This is a genomic window from Cyanobium gracile PCC 6307 (assembly GCF_000316515.1).
GTDB lineage: Bacteria > Cyanobacteriota > Cyanobacteriia > PCC-6307 > Cyanobiaceae > Cyanobium > Cyanobium gracile.
Map to the genome: position 1 here is coordinate 2,780,901 of NC_019675.1, position 21,249 is coordinate 2,802,149.

General features: G+C 72.0%; 25 protein-coding genes and 1 pseudogene. 12 read left to right on the forward strand and 14 right to left on the reverse strand.

Annotated elements, in window-relative coordinates:
- Positions 1-451: 451 nt before the first annotated feature.
- From CYAGR_RS19650 to CYAGR_RS13375, 3 genes and pseudogenes are all read left to right on the forward strand, one after another.
- A pseudogene (locus tag CYAGR_RS19650) lies at positions 452-778 on the forward strand (AMP-binding protein); the annotation flags it as partial.
- Positions 779-1,342: 564 nt separating this feature from the next.
- On the forward strand, positions 1,343-1,609 hold the full coding sequence (locus CYAGR_RS13370) for a TM2 domain-containing protein (RefSeq protein WP_015110372.1): 267 nt from the start codon (positions 1,343-1,345) through the stop codon (positions 1,607-1,609).
- Positions 1,609-1,800 carry a hypothetical protein gene (locus CYAGR_RS13375; protein ID WP_015110373.1) on the forward strand — a complete coding sequence of 64 codons (192 nt, stop codon included), beginning with the start codon at positions 1,609-1,611 and terminating at the stop codon, positions 1,798-1,800. Before CYAGR_RS13370 ends, CYAGR_RS13375 begins: the two co-directional genes overlap by 1 nt.
- On the opposite strand, the gene CYAGR_RS13380 is transcribed toward CYAGR_RS13375, so the two are convergent.
- A complete protein-coding gene (locus tag CYAGR_RS13380; RefSeq protein WP_015110374.1) occupies positions 1,797-2,240 on the reverse strand; it encodes an acyl-CoA thioesterase in 444 nt (147 codons plus the stop codon). The two genes, CYAGR_RS13375 and CYAGR_RS13380, sit on opposite strands and share 4 nt — an antisense overlap.
- 130 nt (positions 2,241-2,370) lie before the next feature.
- Here CYAGR_RS13380 and CYAGR_RS13385 point away from each other — a divergent pair, with 130 nt between their 5' ends.
- Positions 2,371-3,057 carry a hypothetical protein gene (locus tag CYAGR_RS13385; protein ID WP_015110375.1) on the forward strand — a complete coding sequence of 229 codons (687 nt, stop codon included), beginning with the start codon at positions 2,371-2,373 and terminating at the stop codon, positions 3,055-3,057.
- Positions 3,058-3,069: 12 nt separating this feature from the next.
- Here CYAGR_RS13385 and CYAGR_RS13390 read toward each other — a convergent pair whose 3' ends face one another.
- From CYAGR_RS13390 to CYAGR_RS13400, 3 genes are all read right to left on the reverse strand, one after another.
- Positions 3,070-3,888, reverse strand: coding sequence for an acyl-CoA desaturase (locus CYAGR_RS13390; protein ID WP_245552528.1), 819 nt, complete (start codon positions 3,886-3,888; stop codon positions 3,070-3,072).
- Positions 3,889-4,045: 157 nt separating this feature from the next.
- On the reverse strand, positions 4,046-4,459 hold the full coding sequence (locus CYAGR_RS13395; protein WP_015110377.1) for a DUF2752 domain-containing protein: 414 nt from the start codon (positions 4,457-4,459) through the stop codon (positions 4,046-4,048).
- Positions 4,456-5,640, reverse strand: coding sequence for an NAD(P)H-quinone oxidoreductase subunit H (locus CYAGR_RS13400; protein WP_015110378.1), 1,185 nt, complete (start codon positions 5,638-5,640; stop codon positions 4,456-4,458). The genes CYAGR_RS13395 and CYAGR_RS13400 overlap by 4 nt, the downstream gene beginning before the upstream one ends.
- A 43-nt stretch (positions 5,641-5,683) precedes the next feature.
- Between CYAGR_RS13400 and rsmH the strand changes: the two genes are divergently transcribed.
- Together rsmH and CYAGR_RS13410 are read left to right on the forward strand one after the other, a co-directional pair.
- Positions 5,684-6,598, forward strand: a complete 915-nt coding sequence (rsmH, locus tag CYAGR_RS13405; protein ID WP_015110379.1) for a 16S rRNA (cytosine(1402)-N(4))-methyltransferase RsmH — start codon at positions 5,684-5,686, stop codon at positions 6,596-6,598.
- Positions 6,599-6,608: 10 nt separating this feature from the next.
- Positions 6,609-7,193, forward strand: a complete 585-nt coding sequence (locus CYAGR_RS13410) for a DUF456 family protein (RefSeq protein WP_015110380.1) — start codon at positions 6,609-6,611, stop codon at positions 7,191-7,193.
- 25 nt (positions 7,194-7,218) lie between these two features.
- Here the strand turns inward: CYAGR_RS13410 and CYAGR_RS16635 are convergent, their stop codons facing one another.
- Both CYAGR_RS16635 and CYAGR_RS13420 read right to left on the reverse strand, forming a co-directional pair.
- The gene (locus tag CYAGR_RS16635) at positions 7,219-8,052 is read right to left on the reverse strand and encodes a hypothetical protein (protein ID WP_015110381.1); all 834 of its coding nucleotides are present in this window, start codon (positions 8,050-8,052) and stop codon (positions 7,219-7,221) included.
- A gap of 25 nt (positions 8,053-8,077) precedes the next feature.
- Positions 8,078-9,220, reverse strand: coding sequence for a cysteine desulfurase family protein (locus CYAGR_RS13420; RefSeq protein ID WP_015110382.1), 1,143 nt, complete (start codon positions 9,218-9,220; stop codon positions 8,078-8,080).
- Between the two features lie 6 nt (positions 9,221-9,226).
- Here CYAGR_RS13420 and CYAGR_RS13425 point away from each other — a divergent pair, with 6 nt between their 5' ends.
- The 3 genes from CYAGR_RS13425 to CYAGR_RS13435 are packed head-to-tail and all read left to right on the forward strand — an operon-like array spanning position 9,227 to position 11,654.
- A complete protein-coding gene (locus CYAGR_RS13425) occupies positions 9,227-9,805 on the forward strand; it encodes a hypothetical protein (protein ID WP_015110383.1) in 579 nt (192 codons plus the stop codon).
- A 9-nt stretch (positions 9,806-9,814) separates the two neighbouring features.
- Positions 9,815-10,612, forward strand: a complete 798-nt coding sequence (locus CYAGR_RS13430; protein ID WP_015110384.1) for a response regulator transcription factor — start codon at positions 9,815-9,817, stop codon at positions 10,610-10,612.
- On the forward strand, positions 10,596-11,654 hold the full coding sequence (locus CYAGR_RS13435; RefSeq protein ID WP_015110385.1) for a pseudouridine synthase: 1,059 nt from the start codon (positions 10,596-10,598) through the stop codon (positions 11,652-11,654). Before CYAGR_RS13430 ends, CYAGR_RS13435 begins: the two co-directional genes overlap by 17 nt.
- Before the next feature lie 135 nt (positions 11,655-11,789).
- Here the strand turns inward: CYAGR_RS13435 and bchM are convergent, their stop codons facing one another.
- Together bchM and CYAGR_RS13445 are read right to left on the reverse strand one after the other, a co-directional pair.
- A complete protein-coding gene (gene bchM, locus CYAGR_RS13440) occupies positions 11,790-12,530 on the reverse strand; it encodes a magnesium protoporphyrin IX methyltransferase (RefSeq protein WP_015110386.1) in 741 nt (246 codons plus the stop codon).
- Positions 12,531-12,561: 31 nt separating this feature from the next.
- Positions 12,562-13,797 (reverse strand): N-acetylglucosamine-6-phosphate deacetylase, encoded by a 1,236-nt coding sequence (locus CYAGR_RS13445; RefSeq protein ID WP_015110387.1) that lies wholly within the window; start codon positions 13,795-13,797, stop codon positions 12,562-12,564.
- Positions 13,798-13,845: 48 nt separating this feature from the next.
- Here CYAGR_RS13445 and purE point away from each other — a divergent pair, with 48 nt between their 5' ends.
- Both purE and CYAGR_RS13455 read left to right on the forward strand, forming a co-directional pair.
- Positions 13,846-14,403 (forward strand): 5-(carboxyamino)imidazole ribonucleotide mutase, encoded by a 558-nt coding sequence (gene purE, locus CYAGR_RS13450; protein WP_015110388.1) that lies wholly within the window; start codon positions 13,846-13,848, stop codon positions 14,401-14,403.
- 94 nt (positions 14,404-14,497) lie between these two features.
- Positions 14,498-15,583, forward strand: coding sequence for an AI-2E family transporter (locus CYAGR_RS13455; protein WP_015110389.1), 1,086 nt, complete (start codon positions 14,498-14,500; stop codon positions 15,581-15,583).
- Here CYAGR_RS13455 and cysC read toward each other — a convergent pair.
- Genes cysC through CYAGR_RS16640 form a run of 3 tightly spaced genes read right to left on the reverse strand, consistent with a single transcriptional unit; the run spans position 15,558 to position 17,555 of the window.
- Complete coding sequence (gene cysC, locus CYAGR_RS13460; RefSeq protein ID WP_015110390.1) at positions 15,558-16,184, reverse strand: adenylyl-sulfate kinase; 627 nt, start codon at positions 16,182-16,184, stop codon at positions 15,558-15,560. The two genes, CYAGR_RS13455 and cysC, sit on opposite strands and share 26 nt — an antisense overlap.
- 44 nt (positions 16,185-16,228) lie before the next feature.
- Positions 16,229-16,552, reverse strand: coding sequence for a translation initiation factor (locus CYAGR_RS13465; RefSeq protein ID WP_015110391.1), 324 nt, complete (start codon positions 16,550-16,552; stop codon positions 16,229-16,231).
- Entirely contained in the window at positions 16,545-17,555 is a 1,011-nt protein-coding gene (locus tag CYAGR_RS16640) for a phytanoyl-CoA dioxygenase family protein (RefSeq protein ID WP_015110392.1), read from the reverse strand. The genes CYAGR_RS13465 and CYAGR_RS16640 overlap by 8 nt, the downstream gene beginning before the upstream one ends.
- Positions 17,556-17,691: 136 nt before the next feature.
- On the opposite strand from CYAGR_RS16640, the gene trpB reads away from it, so the two are divergent.
- Complete coding sequence (gene trpB / locus CYAGR_RS13475; RefSeq protein ID WP_015110393.1) at positions 17,692-18,951, forward strand: tryptophan synthase subunit beta; 1,260 nt, start codon at positions 17,692-17,694, stop codon at positions 18,949-18,951.
- A gap of 4 nt (positions 18,952-18,955) precedes the next feature.
- On the opposite strand, the gene CYAGR_RS13480 is transcribed toward trpB, so the two are convergent.
- The 3 genes from CYAGR_RS13480 to CYAGR_RS13490 form a co-directional block, all read right to left on the reverse strand.
- Entirely contained in the window at positions 18,956-19,741 is a 786-nt protein-coding gene (locus CYAGR_RS13480; RefSeq protein WP_015110394.1) for a proteasome-type protease, read from the reverse strand.
- Complete coding sequence (locus tag CYAGR_RS13485; protein ID WP_015110395.1) at positions 19,741-20,751, reverse strand: HrcA family transcriptional regulator; 1,011 nt, start codon at positions 20,749-20,751, stop codon at positions 19,741-19,743. Before CYAGR_RS13485 ends, CYAGR_RS13480 begins: the two co-directional genes overlap by 1 nt.
- A gap of 81 nt (positions 20,752-20,832) precedes the next feature.
- On the reverse strand, positions 20,833-21,195 hold the full coding sequence (locus CYAGR_RS13490) for a rhodanese-like domain-containing protein (protein WP_015110396.1): 363 nt from the start codon (positions 21,193-21,195) through the stop codon (positions 20,833-20,835).
- Positions 21,196-21,249 lie beyond the last annotated feature (54 nt).

Here is a 21,249-nt window from a genome sequence, read left to right on the forward strand (position 1 = left end):
CGCCCCCGCCCCCCACCAGCCCTAGCGTGCCCCCACAGCGCCGCCTGCCCGTGGCGCTCCACCGAGACCCCGCGTGGCCGATCCCCCCTGGGCGCCCCTGCTGCTCGATGCCGCCCGGGCCGACCCCGAGGCGGCGGCGGCCCGCCTGGAGCAGGCCTGGGGGCGGCATCGGCTGGTGGCCCTGGCGGGTCCGGGGCAGGAGGGGGAGCTGGCCGCGGCCCTCGGCGGCGCCCCGGAGGAATTGGCGGACCTGGCACGGTTCGGGGCCGCCGTGGTGGTGGGCAGCGGCGGCAGCAGCGGGGGGCGCCACTGGTGTCTGCAGCCCCTGGCCCACCTGCAGGCCTCCGCCGACGCCACCGCCGCCTGGCTGGAGGGCCTGGGCCTGGAGCCGGCGTCTTGCCTCCATCTCGACCCTCTGCCCCTGCACCACGTCAGCGGCCTGCTGCCGCTGGTGCGGGCCCGCCGCTGGGGGGGCGAGTGGCGCTGGCTGGCCCCGACGCTGCTGCGCCGGCCGGAGTTCCTGCCCGAGGCCTGTCCCCTGCCGCGGGGGCGTCCCGTGCTGCTCTCGCTGGTGCCCACCCAGCTGGCCCGGCTGATGGCCAGCCCCGCCGCCACGGCCTGGCTGGCCGGCTGCGCCCTGATCTGGGTCGGTGGGGCGGGGCTGCCGGCTCCGCTGGCCGCCGCCGCCCGCCGCGCCGGCCTGCCCCTGGCCCCCTGCTACGGCGCCACCGAGACCGCCGCCATGGTGTGTGCCCTGCCCCCGCAGCGCTTTCTGGCCGGCGTGCCGGGCTGTGGCGCGCCGCTGCCGGATGTGGTCCTGCGCCTCGATGGCGCCTCCGGGGCCGTGGAAGTGCGCTGCGGTCGCCTCAGCCCCGGCCGGCTGGTGGCGGGCCGCTTGCAGCCCCTGCCGCTGCAGCCGGATGGCTGGTGGCGCAGCGGCGACGGCGGCCGGATCGGGCCCGAGGGGCTGGAGCTGCTCGGCCGCCTCGATGGGGCCCTGCACAGCGGCGGTGAGACGGTGTTTCCTGAGCGGCTGGAGGAACGGCTGCAGGCCGAGGCGGCGGAGCGGGGGGCGGGCCCGGCCGCGGTGCTGCTGCTGGCCCGGTCCGATGCGGAGTGGGGGGAACGGCTGGTGGCCCTTGTTCGGCCACGCCTGAAGGAGGAAGGGGCGGAGCTGCTGGGGCAGCTGCAGGCCATCACGGCCGCCTGGCCCCCCGCCGAGCGGCCCCGGAGCTGGCACCTCTGCCCCTCGCTGGCCCCGACCGCCGCAGGCAAATGGCAACGGGGACGTTGGCAGCGCTGGCTGGACTCGCTAGAAGCCTTCTGAACCGCGCCTGCCGCCATGACCGAAAGTCAACAGGTCGAGACCAGCAACAAGAAGCTGGCGGCAGGGTTGCTGGCCATCTTCCTGGGGTCGCTTGGCATCCACAAGTTCGTCCTGGGTTACAGCAAGGCCGGGCTGATCATGCTGTTGGTCACGGTGCTCACCTGCGGCTTCGGGGCCTCGGTGATGGGGATCATCGGCGTGATCGAAGGCGTCATCTACCTCACCAAGTCCCCCGAGGAGTTCCAGGCCCAGTACATCGACGCCACCCGGGAGTGGTTCTGATGCCCGTGCTCCGGCCCGCAGCGGGTCGGCCGCGGCGGCTGGCCCTCCTCCTAGTGGCGGGAGGTGGTCTGGTGAGTTTCCTGGCCCTGGCATCCACGCCCCATGATGGCCTGCACCCCCTGGCCCTGATGGCGGCGCTGCTGCCGCTGCAGTTGGGCGCCCTGGCCTGGGCCGGGATCCACCGCCGCTAGGGGCCCGTGCGGCTGGCCTCCAGCCACCGCACGATGGCGTCGGGCAGGGCCGTCCGCCGCCGGCTGGCGACGTCTATGGCCACATGCCGGGTCAGGCCGGTGGCCGCCTCCTGGCTGTCGTGCAGGAAGCGGTAGCCAATCTCGAAGCTGCCGCCATCAAGCTGCAGCGGCCGCAGCTCGATCGCCAAGGGATCGCCGCAGGCCAGGGGCCGCCGGTAGTCGGCGCTCACATGCACGATCGGCAGGGCCACGGCCGGCGTCCGCCCCGGACCGGGGAAGAGGGCGCCGGCGGCCATGCCGAACCGTTCCAGGCTTTCCTCGTAGGCCACATGGCACCAGCGCAGCAGCTGGTGGAAGTGCATCACCCCGGCGGCATCGGTGTCACCGAAGCGCACCGTGCGGCAGAGCAGCAGCCAGTCGGCCGGGTCCGATGGGGACATGCAACCTCCGTTGCGCCGGCGGGGCGCTCCCAGGCCCCATGCTGGCGCCCCTCGGCCGCCGCCGGCCTCCCGGTTCCGTTGCTGGCCTGGCGGAACGCCTCTAGGTTCCGCCCAGTACGAACCCTCCCCCTTGGCCGCCGAGATCGCCTACGAGCCCCCCAGCATCTCCAAGGCCTGGGCGGCCTTCCTGGCCCACATCCCCACCATCCTGCTGATCTGGGTGGTCACGATCGTCATCGGCGTCATCGGCGTCGTGGCCTCCCTGGCCCTCACCGCCCTGGGGGTGGGTCTCTCCAGCGGCGCCGCGGGTGCGGAGTCCGCGGCCGGCCTGGCGGCGGTGCTCGGCAACCTGGTGCAGCTGCCCTTCACCATCCTCTCCAATCTTGTCGGGGTGCTGTTTGTGGCCGTCCCGGCGATGCATTACGCCAGCGGCGAGATCATCGACACCGAAGCTGCCCTGCGGGTGCTGCTGCACCGGCCGGTCCGCTATCTCCTGGCGGGGGTGCTGTTCACCGTGGTGGCCGTCGTCGGTTTCGTCCTCTGCATCCTGCCGGGCCTCGCGGTCACCTTGGTGATGCCGATCTACGTCAACAAGGTGTTTCTCACTGACAGCCCCATCCTGGACGCCTTCTCCTCCTCGTTCCAGGCCGTCTACGGATCCCCCCAGGGCCGCATCTTCGCCGGCATCGAGCTTCTGGCCTGGCTGCTGGTGCTGGTGGTCTCGATCTTCACGTGCTTCCTGGGCTCGCTGGTGGCGGTGCCGGTGGCCACCTTTTACATCCAGAACGCCGCTTACCACCGGGGAGTGCTCAGCTGAGGAGCCACCCACTCACGGGCGTGCCCGCTCCAGCAGATCCTCCGCCGCCGGCAGGCGCAGCCGATCCGCCCAGCCCAGACGCTCAAGGCCGCGGATGAAGACGTAGGTGGGATCGGGCAGCGGCCTGATACGGCCGCCCCGCACCCCGTAGCCCTGTCGCACCGACCACTGGAAGGCGTGATGCAGGTTGTGCCAGCCCTCACCGAGGGTGATCAGCGCCACCCAGCCGTTGTTCCGGCTCATGTCGTCGGTGATGAACGGCCGCTCACCGGCGATGTGGGCCAGGGAATTCACCGTGGCCACTCCGTGGAAGAGCAAGGTGGTGCTCAGGAAGAAGGCCGCCAGCCACTCGGGTCCGCCAAGGAGATAGGAGACCCAGCCCAGAGCCAGCAGCGGAACGAAATGCAGGCGATCGATCAGCCTGAGCACAGGATCGGCCTCCACATCGGCGGGCAACCGCTCCGGGAAGAACGAGGGCTCCAGCAGCCAGCCCACCTGGGAGCGCCAGAACCCACCCAGGCCCGCCTGTGGCTTCAAGGGCGAATGGGGATCGAGGTCGGTGTCCACATGGCGATGGTGGGCCAGGTGATGGGCCTTCCACCAGCTCGGTCCCATCTGCCCCGCCGAGGCCCCCACCAGGGAACCGATCCAGTGCACCAGCCTTGGCGCCCGGTAGCTGCCATGGGTGATCAAGCGGTGGTAGATCGCGGTGGTGGCCAGCATCCGGATCAGGTAGAGCGCCAGCGCCCAGCCCGCTGCTGTCAGGCTCAGCCCGGTGACCAGCAGCAGCAGGCAACCGAGGTGCGACACCAGGATGAAGAGCGGCCCCAAGGCATAGAGAAGAAATCGAACACGACCGCTGTCCAGGGGGAACTTCTGTAAACACGGCTTCACACTAGGCGCTGGCTTAGGGACGCCGAGCCAGCCATTCCAGTTCTGAAGCCGAGTTCCGCTCCTCAGGCTGGCCCTGGCCGTGCGTGCCTGGTGCTCATCGGAGCGGAAACGCCTGCAGGCCGATGCCATAGGTCAGGCCCATCCGGCCGGCCCAGTAGAGCAGCAGCAGCACGCCCATGGCCGCCAAGTGCCAGCCCCGCAGCACCCGGGGCACCAGCCGGCGGGTCCGCAGGGCCGCCAGCGACCAGACCACCAGGCCGGCGGCCACCACCGGGCCGAAGGCGTGCAGGGCCATGGCGTCGTCGAAGCGACCCACCAGGCTCGCGGCCGTGGCCCGGGTCAGGTAGCAGGTGGGACAGGGGATGCCGGTGAGCGCCCGCAACGGGCAGCTGAAGCCAGGCAGGCCAGGATGCAGACCCTTCAGCACCAGCAGGCCGGTGGCCCCCAGCGGCAGGAGGGGGCCGCAGCGTTCCAGCCGGCGGATCCAGCGCCGACCGGCGGTGTTCACCGATCCACCGATCCCATGATCACGTCGATCGAGCCCAGGATGGCCATGATGTCGGCCACCTTGGCCCCCTTGAGGATGTGGGGAAGGATCTGGAGGTTGTTGAAATCGGCGGCGCGGATCTTCCAGCGCCAAGGTGTGACGTCGTTGTTGCCCATGATGAACACACCCAGTTCGCCCTTGCCGGATTCCACCCGGCAGTAGAGCTCACCATCGGGAATCTTGAAGGTGGGCGCCACCTTCTTGGCGACGTACTGGTAGTCGAAGCCGTACCACTCGCTCTTCTTGCCTTCCGCCATCCGCCGGGCCTCCAGATTCTCGGTGGGGCCGCCGGGAATCATGGTGATGGCCTGGCGCAGGATCTTCAGCGACTGGCGCATCTCCTCGATCCGCACCCGGTAGCGGGCATAGCAGTCGCCCTCCTTTTCCCAGGCCACCGACCATTCGAAGTCGTCGTAGCACTCGTAGTGATCCACCTTGCGCAGATCCCAGGGCACGCCGGAGGCCCGCAGCATCGGACCGGAGAGGCTCCAGTTGATCGCCTGCTCCCTGCCGATGACACCCAGTCCCTCGATCCGCTTGCGGAAGATGGGGTTGTTGGTGATCAGTTTCTCGTACTCGTCGATCTTGGGGCCGAACCAGTCGCAGAAGTCGGCGCACTTCTCCAGCCAGCCGTAGGGAAGATCCACGGCCACCCCGCCGATGCGGAAGTAGTTGTTGTTGATCAGCCGCTGGCCGGTGGCGGCCTCCCACAGGTCGTAGATCATCTCCCGCTCCCGGAAGATGTAGAAGAAGGGCGTCTGGGCGCCCACATCCGCGAGGAAGGGGCCGAGCCAGAGCAGGTGGTTGGCGATGCGGTTGAGCTCCAGCATCAGCACCCGGATGTAGCTGGCGCGCTTCGGCACCGGCACGTCGGCCAGCTTCTCCGGCGCATTCACCGTGATCGCTTCGTTGAACATGCCCGCCGCATAGTCCCAGCGGCTCACGTAGGGCACGAACATCACGTTGGTGCGGTTCTCGGCGATCTTCTCCATGCCGCGGTGGAGATAGCCGATCACCGGCTCGCAGTCGATCACGTCCTCGCCATCGAGGGTCACCACGAGCCGCAGCACCCCGTGCATCGACGGGTGATGGGGGCCGAAATTGACCACCATCGGCTCGGTGCGGGTCTCGAGCTGGGTCATGCCCTTCGCAAGGAACGGAGTGCCGGGATCTTAGGAAGGTGAGATGGCCGTTTCGTTCGCCCATCTCCCGGTTCTGGCCGATTCGGTGCTTGCAGCCTTCTCCGGGTTGCCTGGACAACCGGCCGGCGCCGGTGACGGGGCTGGCGATGCCCGGGAGGCGCTGCTGCTCGACTGCACCCTCGGCGGAGGCGGCCACAGTGCCCTGCTGCTGGCGGAGCACCCCGCTCTGCGCCTGATCGGCCTCGACCGGGACCCCGCCGCCCGGGCCGCGGCTGCTGAGCGGCTCGCCCCCTTCGGCGATCGGGCCATGATCCAGGCCGCCAACTTCGCCGACTTCACCCCGCCCGCCCCCCTGGTGGGGGTGCTGGCCGATCTGGGCGTCAGCAGTCCCCAGCTGGACGAGCCCGGCCGGGGCTTCAGCTTCCGCGCCCCCGGCCCCCTGGACATGCGCATGGATCCTGCCGCCGGTGAGACCGCCGCCGAGCTGATCGACCGGCTGGAGGAGTCGGCGCTGGCGGACCTGATCCACGGCTATGGCGAGGAGCGGCTGTCGCGCCGGATCGCCCGGCGCCTGGTGGCCGAACGCCCCTGGGCCGGCAGCGGCCGCACCACGGCCGATCTGGCCTATGCCGTGGCCGGCTGCTTCCCCCCCAAGGCGCGCCACGGCCGGATCCACCCGGCCACCCGCACCTTCCAGGCCCTGCGGATCGCGGTCAACGACGAGCTCGGTGCCCTCGACCGGTTGCTGGAGCGGGCCCCCGACTGGCTGGTGCCCGGCGGTCTGCTGGCGGTGATCAGCTTCCACTCCCTCGAGGACCGGCGCGTCAAGACCGCCTTCCTCAGTGACCCCCGCCTGGAGCGGCTCACCCGCAAGCCGCTGGTGGCCAGTGAGGAGGAGGAGCAGGCCAACCCCCGCAGCCGCTCCGCCAAGCTGCGGGTGGCCCGCCGCGTGGCCTGAGCCGTTTGCCATGACCCCGGCCTACCTGCCCAGCCTCGACCGCGCCGATCTGCTCTGGTGGATCGCCCTGCTCATCCAGGCCCTCGCCATCCCCGGCGCCGTGCTGCCGGTGGCGCCCGGCCTGACCCTGCTGCCCGTGGGCGCCCTGCTCTGGTGCTGGGCCGTCGGCTGGGCGGCCGGCTGGCCGGCCCTGGTGCTGGCGGTGGTGCTGCTGCTCCTGGGCTGGGGGGCCGAGGCCCTGGGCCTGCTGCTCGGCCCGGCCCGGCTGCAGGCCACCCGCTGGAGCTACGTCGGTGCCGGCGTGGGGCTGGTGGTGGGGCTGCTGGGGCTGCTGCCGGCCCTGCCGGTGGGCGGGCCCCTGCTGGGGGCCCTGGTGGGGCCGCTGCTGGGCGCCAGCCTGGGAGAGCTGATCACCGCCCCGCCGTCCCTCGGCCCGCCCGGCCTGGGCCGCTTGCGGCGGTCCCTGCTGGTGGGCCTGGCGGTGGTGGCCGGGATGCTCGTGAGCCGGGTGGCCCAGCTGCTGCTGGCCCTGGTGGGGGTGCTGGGCTTCGTGCTGCTCACGGCGGGCCCCTTCGCCCCCGGGCCCGGAGGCTGAGACGGCGGCGGCCGCCCCAGCGCCTTCAGCGGCCGGGCAGGGGCGGCAGGGGATCGGTGCCACCGCCGGCCAGCACCAGCTGCCGGTAGGCCGCCGTGGCAATGCAGACCACCAGGGGCCAGGCCACGAAGCCGCCCACCAGGCAGGCCAGCAGACCCAGCAGCACCAGCAGACTCTCGATCAGGGTGAGCAGCAGCACCATCAGCCAGCTGGGGTCCACCAGGGCCCGCCCGCGCTGCACGGCGGTCCGGGAGCCGGCGCGCTCGAACAGCACGATCTGGGTGAGGAAGCTCTGGTTGATCGCCAGGTAGATCACCCCTAGCAGCACCACCCCCAGCAGCAGGGCGAACACCACCGCCAGGCTCAATCCCAGCACCTCCACCAGGGTGCGGCTGAACGGCACCAGCTGGTCGGCGTAAAGGCTCAGCAGGGCCAGGGGCCCGCCCACCAGCAGCAGCAGGCCGAGCAGGGGCACCGCCACCATCGCCACCAGCACCAGCCAGGCACGCAGCAGCCGCAGGAAGGCCTCCCCGTCCCAGCGCATCAGCTGCCCGAGGGAGGGGTGGCCGCCCTGCAGGGCGCTGCCGGCGCCGCGCACCAGCCCGATGGCGCACCAGAGATTCAGCAGCAGGTTCGCGGTCAGCCCGATCAGGTACAACACCCAGTCGACGGGGTCACTGGAGGCCACGCCGCCGCTGCTGATGCGGCTCTGCAGGGGCTGGATCAGGAACTGGAGGGCCACCACCAGCAGGGGGAAGCCGACGAAGGGGCCTGGGCTGCGGCTGAAGGCCCTCCAGCCCTCCTGGAGCGCATCACCGAAGTTGAGCCGGGGCCCCTGCCGACCGCCGGGTGTGGACATCAGGGGAAGGGCGCAGGCCCGAAAGCTAGACAGGCCCCCGCAGCTCCGCCACCGCCTCGCCCACCGCCGCCACGGCGAGGTCGATGTCCGCCGCCGTGGTGCCCCGGCCCAGGCCGAAGCGGATCGCGGCACCGGCCCCGCGACGGTCGAGGCCGAGGGCGGCCAGCACGTGGGAGGGGCTGCCCTGGCTGCAGGCCGAACCGCTGCTCACAGCCAGCACCCGGCGCAGCTGGCGGTGCAGACGGGCGCCGTCCACGCCCCCGACGCTGACATTGAGGCTGTGGGGCAGGCACTGGCGCGGATGGCCGTTGCGGCGCACCCCGCCCAGGGCCGCCAGCCCCTCCCAGAGCCGGTCCCGCAGGGCCCCGAGCCGTCCGGCCCTCTCCTCCCGGTCGGCCAGGGCGCCGGCCACCGCAGCGCCGAGGCCCACGATCAGCGGCACCGGCAGGGTGCCGCCCCGCAGCCCGCCCTCCTGGCCGCCGCCGAGTTGCTGGGGGGCCACGGGCACCCCCGGGCGCCGCAGCAGGGCCCCCACCCCCTTGGGTCCGTAGAGCTTGTGGCCGCTGAGGCTGAGCAGGTCAATGCCGAGGTCGGCCATGGCCAGGGGGATGTGGCCCACCGCCTGGGCGGCGTCGCAGTGGAACAGCACGCCCCGGTCGCGGCAGAGGGCGCCGATGCCGGCCAGGGGTTGCAGTACACCGATCTCGTTGTTCGCCGCCATCACCGACAGGAGCAGGGTGTCGGGCCCCAGGGCCACCGCCAGCCGGTCGGGGTCCACGAGGCCATCGGCCGCCACGGGCAGCACGGTGAGGGGAAACCCATGGCGCTCCAGCCAGGCCAGCGGCTCCAGCACGGCCCGGTGCTCCGTGGCCAGGGTCACCAGCCGGCGGCGAGGTTCCCCCCGCTCCAGGGCCGCCTCGGCCACCCCGCGCAACGCCAGGTTGTTGGCTTCGGTGGCGCCGCTCGTGAAGATCACCGCGTCGTCGGCCATGCCCAGCGCCCCGGCCACCCGGTGGCGGGCGATGTCCACCGCCGCGCCCGCCTCCAGGGACGGCCGGTGCAGCCGGCTGGAGGGGTTGGCGGCGTTCGCCGTCCACCAGGGCGCCATGGCCGCCACCACCGCCGGATCGCACGGGGTGCTCGCGTGGTGGTCGAGGTACGTCAGCATGGGGCCATGCTGATCCGTCCCCGCTGCTTCGGTGCCCCCCCCCTGCGGCTGGGGTCGGCCTTGCCGATCGCCCCGCTGGTGGCGCTCACCCTGGCCGCGGTCGCCGTGACGGCGGCCGTCCCCCTGGCCCTGCCCGGCCCGGCGGTCGCCCAGGAGCCGTCCCGCAGCAACGAGGAGAACCGGCCCAAGGGCTTCCGGGTGCTGCTGGACCGGGTCACCCACCGGGGCCGGGAGGTGGTGGGCATCTACGGCCTGGTGCCCGAGCCGGCCCAGGCGGGGATGTGGCGCGTGCAGGTGTGGGAGGAGCTCGACGACCGGGTGACCGTCGCCACCGACAAGATCGGCTGCAGCGTCACCGCCCCCCTGCGCATCACCGGCAGCTCCCGCCGCCTGATCATCCGCGAGCTCAACCCCGGCGGGGTGATCACCCCGGCCAACCGCCTCGATCATCTGATGTGGTGGGCGGTGTGCGTGCCCGAGCAGGCCGGCAGGGACCCCGCCAGCCTCGGTCCGGTGGCCCGCCAGCTGGGCTACAGCGGCCTCCTGCCCGAGCGGGAACAGGTGGTGCTTGGTCCTGGTCGATAGATTTCCCCCATGAGCCAGGAACCCTCCGCCGCCGCCGGCCCCATTCCCGAGCCGTCCGGGCCGCCGGAGGGGTCCGAAGCCGCCGTCAGCACCCCGGTGCGGCTGCTGCTGGTCGATGACGAGCCCGGCCTGCGCACGGCGGTCAAGGCCTACCTGGAGGACGAGGGGTTCGCCGTCACCACCGCCAATGACGGCGAGGAGGGCTGGACGGCCGCCCAGGCCCAGATGCCCGATGTCGTCATCACCGACGTGATGATGCCCCGCTGCGACGGCTACGGCCTGCTGAAGCGTCTGCGGGCCGATGAGCGGCTCGGCGGCACGCCGGTGATCTTCCTCACCGCCAAGGGCATGACGGCCGATCGCATCGCCGGCTTCCAGGCCGGCGCCGACGACTACATCCCCAAGCCGTTCGATCCGGACGAGCTGGTGGCCCGGGTGCGCAACGTGGTGCGGCGCCAGGAGCGGCTGCTGGCGGAGGCGGCCCGCTTCGCCGATGCCGACATCGGCGCCATGGCGCGCCAGATCACCGAGATCCGCTCGATGCTGGGGGGCGGCGGTGGCTCCGGCACCGGCAGCGGCGGCAGCACCCGCAAGCCCGTGAGCGATGTCCGCCTCGACTTCACCCCCCGCGAGGCGAGCGTGCTGCAGCTGGTGGCCGAGGGAATGATGAACAAGGAGATCGCCCGCCGCCTGGAGACCTCGATCCGCAACGTCGAGAAGTACGTCAGCCGGCTGTTCATCAAGACCGGCACCGCCAGCCGCACCGAACTGGTGCGCTTCGCCCTTGAGCATGGGCTGGTGGATTGATGTTCCCCCGTCCCTGGCTCTGAGCCTGCCGCCGGGCTGGCTGCCCTCCCGCCCCAACGGCGGCTGGGCCTACCGCGACCGCATCTCCCCCGCGGCGGCCGGCCTGGGGGTCGTCGCCTTCTACGCCGGCCGCTACGGCCACACCAGCGCGACGGTATGGGAACGGCGTCTGGCGGCCGGCGAGATCAGCCGCAACGGGGTGCCGCTGCGGGCCGATGCGATCCTTGCCGGCGCTGATCGACTCGTATGGCAGCGTCCCCCCTGGCCGGAGCCCGCCGTCCCGGCCCACTGGGGCGTGATCCATGACGACGGGGATCTGCTGGTGATCGACAAGCCCAGCGGCCTGCCCGTGCTGCCGGCGGGCGGCTTCCTGGAGCACACGGTGCTGCGGCTGCTGGAGCGCCGCCATGGCGGCGACCCCGGCGGCGTTCCGCGGCCGGTGCACCGCCTCGGGCGCTTCACCTCCGGTCTGCTGGTGTGTGCCCGCCGGCCGGCCAGCCGCGCCTGGCTGAGCGCCCAGCTGCGGGAAAGCACGGGCTCCCTCGCCAATGGCGCCAGTGGTGGCGTGGGTGGCGGGGTCGGTGGCGGCGTTGGTGGCGGGGCCCCGCCCTGCCGCAAGCTCTACCGGGCCCTGCTGGTGCCGGGCCGGCTGGCGCTGGCGACCGGCGACAGCCTGGCGATCACCACCGCGATCGGTCGGCGGCCCCACCCGCCGCTCGGGGAGATCTGGTGTGCGGCCGAGGCCGGCGATCCGGGCGCCCTGCCGGCCCGCAGCCAGCTCACCCTGCTGGCGAAGGGCAGCGAGGCCGATCTGGTCGAGGTGGCGATCGTCAGCGGACGGCCCCACCAGATCCGCATCCACTGCGCCGCCATCGGGGCGCCGCTGCGGGGGGATCCTCTGTATGTGCCAGGCGGGCGGGCCCGCCCAGGGGGGCTGCCCGGCGAGGGCGGCTACCGGCTCCAGGCCCGCTGGCTGCGGCTGCAGCCGCCGGAAGGGCTGGCCCTGGAGCTGGAGGCCCCACCGGCGGAGGGCCTCGATTGATCGGCCCTGCAGGGCTGTTCGAGGCATCCCGTCAAGGCCTGTACAACCTGTACAGAATCAGACATCCCCTTGAGCGAGGCCCACAGGCCAAGTCCCTGGACCATGAATCGCTCCAGACATCCCCGCAGGGGCGAATCAGGCCGGGGTGCGCTCGAAGGCGATCAGGCGCGAGAAGTAGAACGGCGCCTGGTTGAGGCTGCGGTGCACGGGGCGGAAGCCCGCGGCGGCCGCCGCCGCCACGATCCCGTCTTCCCGCAGGGTGTAGGCGCGGGTGGTCTTGCTGGGCCCTGGGAACAGCTGGCCGATCTGCTTGAGCACCGCCAGCAGCGGCGTGTAGGGGGCGAAGCTGACGATCAGCTCCCGCTCGGCCATGGCGGCCAGGTGGCGCACCATCGCTTCGGCGGCCGCCTGGGGGTAGTGGATGAAGACGTCCAGGCAGATCACCGTGTCGTAGCGGCCCTGGAGGCTCTCCAGATCGGAGACGCTGAAGCTCAGCCGCTCCGAGGCCACACCAGCCTCGCTGGCCCGGCGGCTGGCCTCGGCCACCATGGCGGCGGAGAGATCGCTGGCGGCGATCGAGCCGGCCCCGAGGGCCGCCAGGGGCAAGCTGAGGCTGCCGACGCCACAGCCGGCGTCGCAGAAGCTGCGGCTCGCCAGGTCGCCCTGCTGCTGCAGCCAGGCCAGCACCGCGTCCACGGTCTTCTGATGGCCGAGGCGGATGTTGCGCTGGACCCGGTTCACCTCCTCGCTGTCGCTGTAGATGCGGTTCCAGCGCTCGAAGCCGGTGCTCTCGAAGTAGGCCTGCACCTCGGCCTTCTCGGCCTGCGTCTCGGCATGTACCTCAGCGGGTGCGGGGGGTTGCAGTTCCGGGGGCATGGGGCGCAGGGCCGTTCAGGTGGGCCGGATCCTAGGGAGCTGGGGCCTGGGGCACCGCCTCGGATCCACCGGCCATCGCCGCAGATCCGCCGGCCACCGCCGCGGGGCGTCGCCAGTTCAGGTGCCCGTCGGTCGCCGTGCTCCAGCGCAGGGTGTCTGCCAGGGGCCGCCCCAGCAGCAGCTGCTCCAGCGGCTGCCGCTCCCCCAGCAGGCGCCGCGGCGCCAGGGTGGCGGCGGCGATCGACGCCGGCACCAGGCCGCCCCAGCCCGCCAGTCGCCGCACCCCCTCCAGCAGCGGCAGGGTCACCCCCGCCAGGGTGCCGTCCTCCAGCCGGCAGCTGCCGTCCTCCACCAGCAGGACGCGCTCGTCCCAGCGGTGGCGGCCGTCGGCCAGTCCGTAGGGGGCCAGGGCATCACTGACGATCACCACCTGCCGGGGCGCCAGCCGCTGCAGCAGCACCGCCATGGTGGGGTCGACGTGGACGCCGTCGGCGATCAGCCCCAGGGCCACCTCCCCTTGCAGCAGGGCCTCCCCGACGGGGCCCGGGGCACGGTGGTGCAGCCCGGCCATGGCATTGAAGCTGTGGGTGAGCATCCCCACCCCCAGGGCGAAGGCCCGGCGGGCCTGGACCGCATCGGCGCCGCTGTGGCCCAGGCACACCACCACGCCAGCGGCCCGCAGCGCCGCGATCACCGCGTCGGCCCCCTCCAGTTCCGGGGCCAGGGTCACCAGGGCGACATCGGCGTCCGGGCCGCCCGTGAAGCCGGCGATCAGCCCCTCGAGGGCGGCCCGGCTGGGGGCCTGCAGGTGCTGGGCCGGGTGGGCGCCCCGGCGCTCCGGCGCCAGGAACGGTCCCTCCAGGTGGGCGCCCAGCAGACGGCAGCGCCCGGGCCGGTGCCGGCGGCGTGCCTCGGCCAGCACCGCCAGGGCCCGGCGCAGGGCCTCCGGGGCGCAGGTCACCAGGGTGGGACAGATGGCGTCCACCCCGTCGCTCCACAGCAGCTCCAGTAAGGCCTCCAGGCGGGGCAGGTCGTCGAAGCTCAGTTCGGGAAAGGCCAGCCCCATGCCGCCGTTGATCTGCAGGTCCACCCCTCCCGGGGACAGCCAGTCGCCGTCCCAGTCCTCGCCTCCGGCCCGGCTGCCCGGGGGCGTCGGCCGCACCCGGGCGATCCGCCCCCCGTCGTCGACACCGACCCGCCAGCGCCAGCCCGCCTCGGCCCGGGCCGGGTCATCGCCCGCCAGTCGCAGGTTGGTCAGCCAGCGCATCCGGGCAGCGGCGGGACGGGACAATGCCATCCTCGCCGCCCCCGCCCCATGGACCCCGAAGCCGCCCCGTCCGCCGACGCCCCAGCGCCCCGGGTGGCGATCGTCATGGGCAGCGATTCCGACCTCCCGACCCTGGAGCCGGCCGCGCGGATCCTGGAGCAGCTGGGGGTGGCCAGCGAGGTGCGTGTGCTCTCGGCCCACCGCACCCCGCGGGAGATGGCGGCCTTCGCCGAGGCGGCCGCGTCCCGGGGCCTGAAGGTGATCATCGCCGGAGCCGGCGGCGCCGCCCACCTGCCCGGCATGGTGGCGGCCTTCTCCATGCTCCCGGTGATCGGCGTGCCCGTGCGCAGCCAGGCCCTCTCCGGGGTGGACTCCCTCCATTCGATCGTGCAGATGCCGGCGGGGATCCCCGTGGCCACGGTGGCGATCGGCGGCGGCCTCAACGCCGGCCTGCTGGCGGCCGCCATGCTGGCGATCGCCGATCCGGTGCTCGCCCAGGCCCTGGAGGCCTACCGCCGGGGCCTGCACGACCAGGTGGTGGCGAAGGATGCACGCCTCCAGGCCCTGGGCGGCGCCGCCTATCTGGAGCAGATGGGCCGGGGATGAGGACCTGGGCCCCTTCCCCCTGGCTGGTGCCGGTCCGGCAGGCCAAGCTGGTCGGCGATCGTCGATCCTCCGGGGCCAGGCCCCGCTCCCGCAGATGCTCGAGCGGCTGGTCCTGCCCCCCTGGCTGCGGTTCTCCCTTGCCCTGCCCCTGCTGGTGCTCAACCTCTGGGTGCTGCGCCAGCTGCTGGTGCCCCTGGCGCCGTTCCCGGCCCTGTTCCTGACGGCGGCCCTGCTGGGCTTCCTGCTCGACATCCCCAGCCGCTGGCTGATCCAGCGGGGGCTGCCGCGGGCCCTGGCCCTGCTGCTGGTCCTGGGGCTGAGCCTCTCGGCGGTGGTGCTGGCGGCCCTGGTGCTGGTGCCGCGCCTGGTGGAGCAGCTCGGCGACCTGGTGCTCGCCCTTCCGGGCTGGCTGGCGGAGGGGGAAACCCTGCTGGGGCAGCTGCAGCGCTGGGCCACCGAGCGGGGGCTGCCCACCGATTTCGGCGGGCTGAGCAGCGATCTCATCACCCGCACCAGCAAGATCGCCTCCCAGCTCAGCCAGCAGGTGCTGGGAATCCTGGGGGCCACCGTCAGCATCACCGTCAACACGGTGATCGTGCTGGTGCTGGCGGTGTTCCTGCTGCTGGGGGGCGAAGGCATCGCCAAGGGATTGGCGGAATGGCTTCCCTCCGGCACCCGCGCCCTGGTGCTCAGCACCCTGGATCGCACCTTCCGGGGCTACTTCGCCGGCCAGGTGGTGCTCGCCCTGATCCTCAGCGGCGCCCAGAGTCTGGTGTTCACCCTGCTGGGGATTCCCTATGGGGTCCTATTCGCCGTGGCGATCGGCTTCACCACCCTGATCCCCTACGCCAGTGCCCTCACCATCGTGGGGGTGAGCGTGTTGCTGGCCCTCGAGGATCCGCGCACCGGCCTGGAGGTGCTGGCGGTGGCGATCAGTGTCGGCCAGGTGGTCGACCAGGTGATCCAGCCGCGGCTGATGGGGTCGATCGTGGGCCTGCAGCCGGCCTGGCTGCTGATCAGCCTGCCGATCGGCGCCCGGTTGGGGGGCTTGCTGGGCCTGGGGGAACTGCTGGGTCTGCTGCTGGCGGTGCCGGTGGCCAGCTGCGCCAAGACTTTCCTCGATGCCTGGGCCCTGCGCCTGCGCGCCGAACCGTTCAGGGATCCGCCGGCGCCGGAATGATGCCGCGCCGTTCCAGTTCGTTCATCACCTGGGCCACCGAGTCCTCGAGGCTCTGCTCGCCGGTGGCCACGCGCAGCTCGGGGGCCTCCGGGGCCTCATAGGGGCTGGAGATGCCGGTGAACTCCTTGATCTGGCCGGCCCTGGCCTTGGCGTAGAGCCCCTTGGTGTCCCGCTGTTCGCAGACCGCCAGGTCGGCGGCGCAGTGGATCTCGAGGAAATCACCCGCCGCCACCAGCTCCCGGGCCCGCTGACGGTCGGCCCGGAAGGGGGAGACGAAGGCGGTGAGCACCACCACGCCGGCATCCAGGAACAGCTTGGCCACCTCACCGATCCGGCGGATGTTCTCCTCCCGGTCGGCGTCGGAGAAGCCCAGATCGCTGCACAGCCCGTGGCGGACGTTGTCGCCATCGAGCACGTAGCAGGCGAGCCCCTGCTCGAACAGGGCCGAATTCACCGCATTGGCCAGGGTGCTCTTCCCCGCCCCCGACAGGCCCGTGAACCAGAGGATGGCGCTGCGGTGGCCCCGCTGGTGGGCCCGGGCGGCCCGGGTCACGGTGGAGTGGTGCCAGACGATGTTGGTGGCCTTGGCCGGCGAGGTCATCTCGGACACGGAAACGGGGCGGTGGCTTCGGGCCGCATTCTCCCCTACCCCCCCGCCTGCTTCGGTCGGTAGCCGTCCTTCTCCAGGGCGGCCAGGGCGGCGGCCACGTGGTCGCCCTGCAGTTCGATCACCCCGTCCTTGAGGGTGCCGCCGGTGCCAGCGGTGGCCTTAAGTCGCTTGAGCAGCTGGCGCGCCTCGGCCTCGGCCGCCTCCAGACCGGTGATGGCGGTGACCAGCTTCCCCCCCTTGCCCGCCCGGGTGCGCTGCACCCGCACTTTCTGGAGGGCCTTGGGCGTCGTCGCCGATGCGGCTTCCGGCCGCTCCAGGCTGTCCGGCCCGCTGAACTCCCGCCAGCCCCCCTTAGGCATTGACGGGCCCTCCGGCGATCAGCTGCTTGAGGCGGCGGCCGGCGGCGGCGACCAGCCGGGAGGGCAGCGACCTGGGGTGCATCGTCTCGGGCAGGGTGGGGGGCTCGGAGAAGTCGTAGCCATCCCCGACGCGGTGCCGGGCCATGGCCTTGTGGCCGGCGGCGGCCGTGTAGTGGCAGACGTAGGAGCGGCGGGTGAGGCTGGGATCGCGCATCGGGGTGCCGCCGTGGATCAGGGCCCCGTGCCAGATCAGCACATCCCCCCGCCGGGGCAGGTAGATGCTCGGGGTCCAGCCCTGGGCGTCGATCAGGGCCTCCAGGTACGGTCCGTAGCCTGCCGCCCTGCGGGGATCGCCGTCGCGGCTGGCGAGGATGCCGCCCCCGTTCCAGTCGTAGAACTGATCGGCCTCCAGCCGATGGGAGCCCTTGTAATAGACGAGCGGTCCGGCCCGATCGCTGATGTCCTCCAGGGGGATCCAGGCGGCGGCCAGGTGGCCCAGGCGGCTGTGGTGGTGCACGTAGGAGAAGTCCTGGTGGAGGGACTGCTCGCTGCTCTTCCAGAAGGTGAGCGTCTGGATCAGCCCCGGCGCCGATCCGAAGAGTTCATCGAGGAAGTGGATGATGGGATCAGCGAAGGCCAGCGAGCGGGCCGCCTCGAAGTAACGGTGCAGGTCGTTGAGCTTCAGCCCCGGGCCGGCCTCGCGGAGATCGGTGATGCCGAGCAGCGACAGATTGCGAAGAACCCGGGCCCCGTAGTGCTCCGTTTTGCCGTCGATGCCGATCATCCCGTGCAGCTGGGAGGTGCGGGCCAGACCCGGCAGGGCTTCGAGGTCGCGGTCCATCCGATCGAGGAGCTCCGGGTCCAGCACCTGCGGAAAGATCACCACCCCATCCCGCAGGAACTCGAGCACGGGGTCCGAATAGATCCGGCCAGCCAGATCCGGCTGCTGTCGATGCAGGCGTTCCGCCAGAGGCAGGGAGGTCAGGTAGTCGGCGGGAAGCATCTCTGACGTTCGTGGGCGACGCGGTCGGCAGCCGTTCGGGCGGATGGCTCTCCGGAGGCAACCGGATGCCCCCTCCGCCGCTGCCGCCCTGGGTGGCGCCTCCCTAAGGTGAATTATCTCCTCTTGCGCAGCGCCGGTGACCAGCACCGCCCCAACCCGCAGCGCCGATCCTGCCGAGCTGCAGCCGTCGGTTCGTCCGGATGGCCTGGGCCGTTTCGGCCCCTTCGGAGGGCAGTACGTCCCCGAAACGCTGATGCCGGCCCTGGCGGAACTGGAGGCGGCCGCCGCCGAGGCCTGGGCCGATCCCGCCTTCACCGCCCGGCTGAATCACCTGCTGCGCACCTACGTAGGCCGGCCCACCCCCCTCTATGAGGCCGAGCGGCTCAGCGAGCACTACCGCCGGCCGGAGGGGGGGCCGCGCCTGTGGCTGAAGCGCGAGGACCTCAACCACACCGGTGCCCACAAGATCAACAACGCCCTGGGCCAGGCCCTGCTGGCGCTGCGGATGGGCAAGAAGCGGATCATCGCCGAAACCGGCGCCGGCCAGCACGGCGTGGCCACGGCCACGGTCTGCGCCCGCTTCGGGCTGGAGTGCGTCATCTACATGGGCGCCGAGGACATGCGCCGCCAGGCCCTGAACGTGTTCCGCATGCGGCTGCTGGGGGCCACGGTGCAGCCAGTGACCGCCGGCACCGCCACCCTCAAGGACGCCACCAGCGAAGCCATCCGCGACTGGGTCACCAACGTGGAGAGCACCCACTACATCCTCGGCTCGGTGGCCGGCCCGCACCCCTACCCGATGCTGGTACGGGATTTCCACGCCGTGATCGGCCAGGAGGCCCGGAGCCAGTGCCTGGAGGCCTTCGGCCGGCTGCCGGATGTGTTGATCGCCTGCGTGGGCGGCGGCTCCAATGCCATGGGGCTGTTCCATCCCTTCGTGGAGGATGCCTCCGTGCGCCTGATCGGGGTGGAGGCGGCCGGCGAGGGCGTGGCCACCGGTCGCCATGCCGCCACCATCACCGAAGGCCGGGTGGGGGTGCTGCACGGTGCCATGAGCCTGCTGCTGCAGGACGACGAGGGCCAGGTGCAGGAGGCCCACTCGATCAGTGCCGGCCTCGACTACCCCGGCGTGGGCCCGGAGCACAGCTACCTGCGCCAGATCGGCCGGGCCGAGTACGCCGCCGTCACCGATGCCCAGGCCCTGGAGGCCCTGCAGCGGGTGAGCGAACTGGAGGGCATCATCCCGGCGCTGGAGACGGCCCACGCCTTCGCCTGGCTGGAGTCGCTCTGCCCCACCCTGGCCCCCGGCACCGAAGTGGTGCTCAACCTCTCCGGCCGCGGCGACAAGGACGTCAACACGGTGGCGGAGAAGCTGGGCGACGGGCTGGTGGGGTAGTCCCTCAGAGGGGGTCGTGCTCCCAGGGGAAACGGGGCAGCTTGTTGAGCCCCTCCTGCATGTGGCGGGCCCAGACATCCATGGTGTGCTGGATCTCCGGAGCGTCCTTCTCCAGTTTCAGGTGCCGGGTCACCTTGAAGGCATCGCGGGGCAACAGGGCGATCTCGAAGGGCGGCCCCACGGTGAGGTTGGAGCGCCGGGTGACGATCTCCGACACCAGGCAGAGCCGTGCCGCATCCTCCAGGGAGAGGTCGGGGCGGCCGATGTAATCGAGGGGAGGCTTGCCGTACTTGGTTTCGCCGATCTGCAGGAAGGGCGTGTCGTCGGTGGCCATGATCGCGTTCCCCTGGGGATAGATCATGTAGAGGCCATGGGGCTGGCCGGCGATCTGTCCGCCGAGGATGAAGCTGGCCTCGCCGCTGGCACCCGCCTGGCGCAGGTTGGGATTGAACTCCTTCTGGACCATCACATTCAGACGGCCGATGTAGTCCGCCACCTCAAACAGGTAGCGGGCGGTGAGCATGCTCGGGCCCGCAGGCGGATCGTCCTGGCGCGTCCACTGGGGGCTGGGGCCGGCGCCATGGTTCTCGATGTCGCGGCGGATCCGGTTGAGCACCGCTTGGGTGGTGCCCAGGTTGCCCGCCGCCATCAGCACGAACAGTCGGTCGGGGGCCGGCGCCAGCACATGCATCTTGCTGTAGCTCGAGATGTAGTCGACCCCCGCATTGGTGCGGGAGTCGGAGGCGAACACCAGGCCGCTGTGGAGCAGGAAACCGAGGCAATAGGTCATCAGCTGAGCAGCCTCTCCAGAATCGAGGCCACCGACTGAACCGCGGCGCGGGCGGTGGCGTAGGCCATCCGCATCGGACCCACCAGGCCCACCTGGCCGCGGCCGCCGTGTCCCGTGCGGTAGGTGGCCTGCACCACCGAGCACTGGCCGAGGGCCGCATGGGGATGTTCCGTGCCGATCCAGATCGCATCGGTCGCGACCGGGTCCTGGGCGCCGGTGATCCCGAGCAGGGCGCGGGGGCCATGCTCCACCAGCTGCACCACGGGCAGCAGGCTGGAGGTGTGGCGGAATTCGGGCTGGGCCAGCAGTCCCCCCAGGCCGGCGGCCACCACGGCATCGAGCTCCTCGCTGCGGATGCGGCCGTGGCTGTCGAGGGCCTGGCGCAGCAGTCCGCCGCTGCGGCGCAGTTCCGCCGGCAGCCGTTCCCAGGGGATGCGGCCGTCGCCGCCGGCGCGGAGCTGCTGGTTGCTCCAGCGCTCCAGGATCGGCAACTCCTCCTCCAGGCCGGCGCCGAGGCGCAGGTTGAGGCTGGTGCTGAAGTCGGGCCCCTGCACGAGGAACACCAGCAGCCGGTCGCCGCTGGGCACGAGCCGCACCGCCTGCAGCAGGGGGCTGGGTCGCTGGGGGCGGGTGATCAGGCTGAGCAGACCGGTGAGATCGGCCAGGCGGCGGGCCAGGTGCAGCAGCAGATCATCGAGGGCGGCCCACTGCAGGCTAATGCCGGCCAGCTCGCGCTCCAGCTGCAGGGCGGCGGCCCCCGGGGCCGGCAGCAGCTGATCGACGTAAAGGCGGTAGCCCCGCTGGCTGGGGATCCGGCCGGCGGAGGTGTGGGGCTGGGTCAGCAGGCCGCGCTGCTCGAGGGCCCCCATGGCCGTCCGCACCGTGGCGGGGCTGGCTGGCAGCCCGAAACGCCGCACTAGCGTGTGGCTGCCCACGGGTTCGACGGTGTCCACGTAGTGCCGCACCGTGGCCCGGAGGACCTCCTGTTGTCGGCGCGGCAGCGTGTCCAAGGAATGGGGGGAAAAGTCGAAAAGATAAACAGAACCTTCATCCTAGGTGCGGCGGTCCTGCCCTCCGCCCGGCACGGGGGTTCAGTAACGGGGAACCCGGGGATCCACCTCCCGGCTCCAGGCGTCGATGCCCCCCTGCAGGTTCCAGACCTCGCCGAAGCCCTGCTCCTGCATCAGCCAGCAGGCGAAGTGCCAGCTGCGGATGCCGGCATGGCAGAGCACCACCACCGGCTGTTGCCGGTCGAGCAGGGTCTCCAGCTCAGGAATCCACTCGCCGGAGCGGCTCAGGGGCAGATGCACCACCGGGTGGGGCAGGCGGGCCTCCTCAAGCTCCCGGTCCTCCCGCACGTCCACGATCCGGAGCGGCTCGCCCTCCTCCAGACGCCGCTGCAGCTCCATGGCGGAGAGGCTGCGGGGGGGGGCCGGGGGGGTCGGCTCGTCCATGGCGGGCGTCGGAGGGGGGGTGGCGTCAGGATGGTCCCATCCTGCTGAGAACGC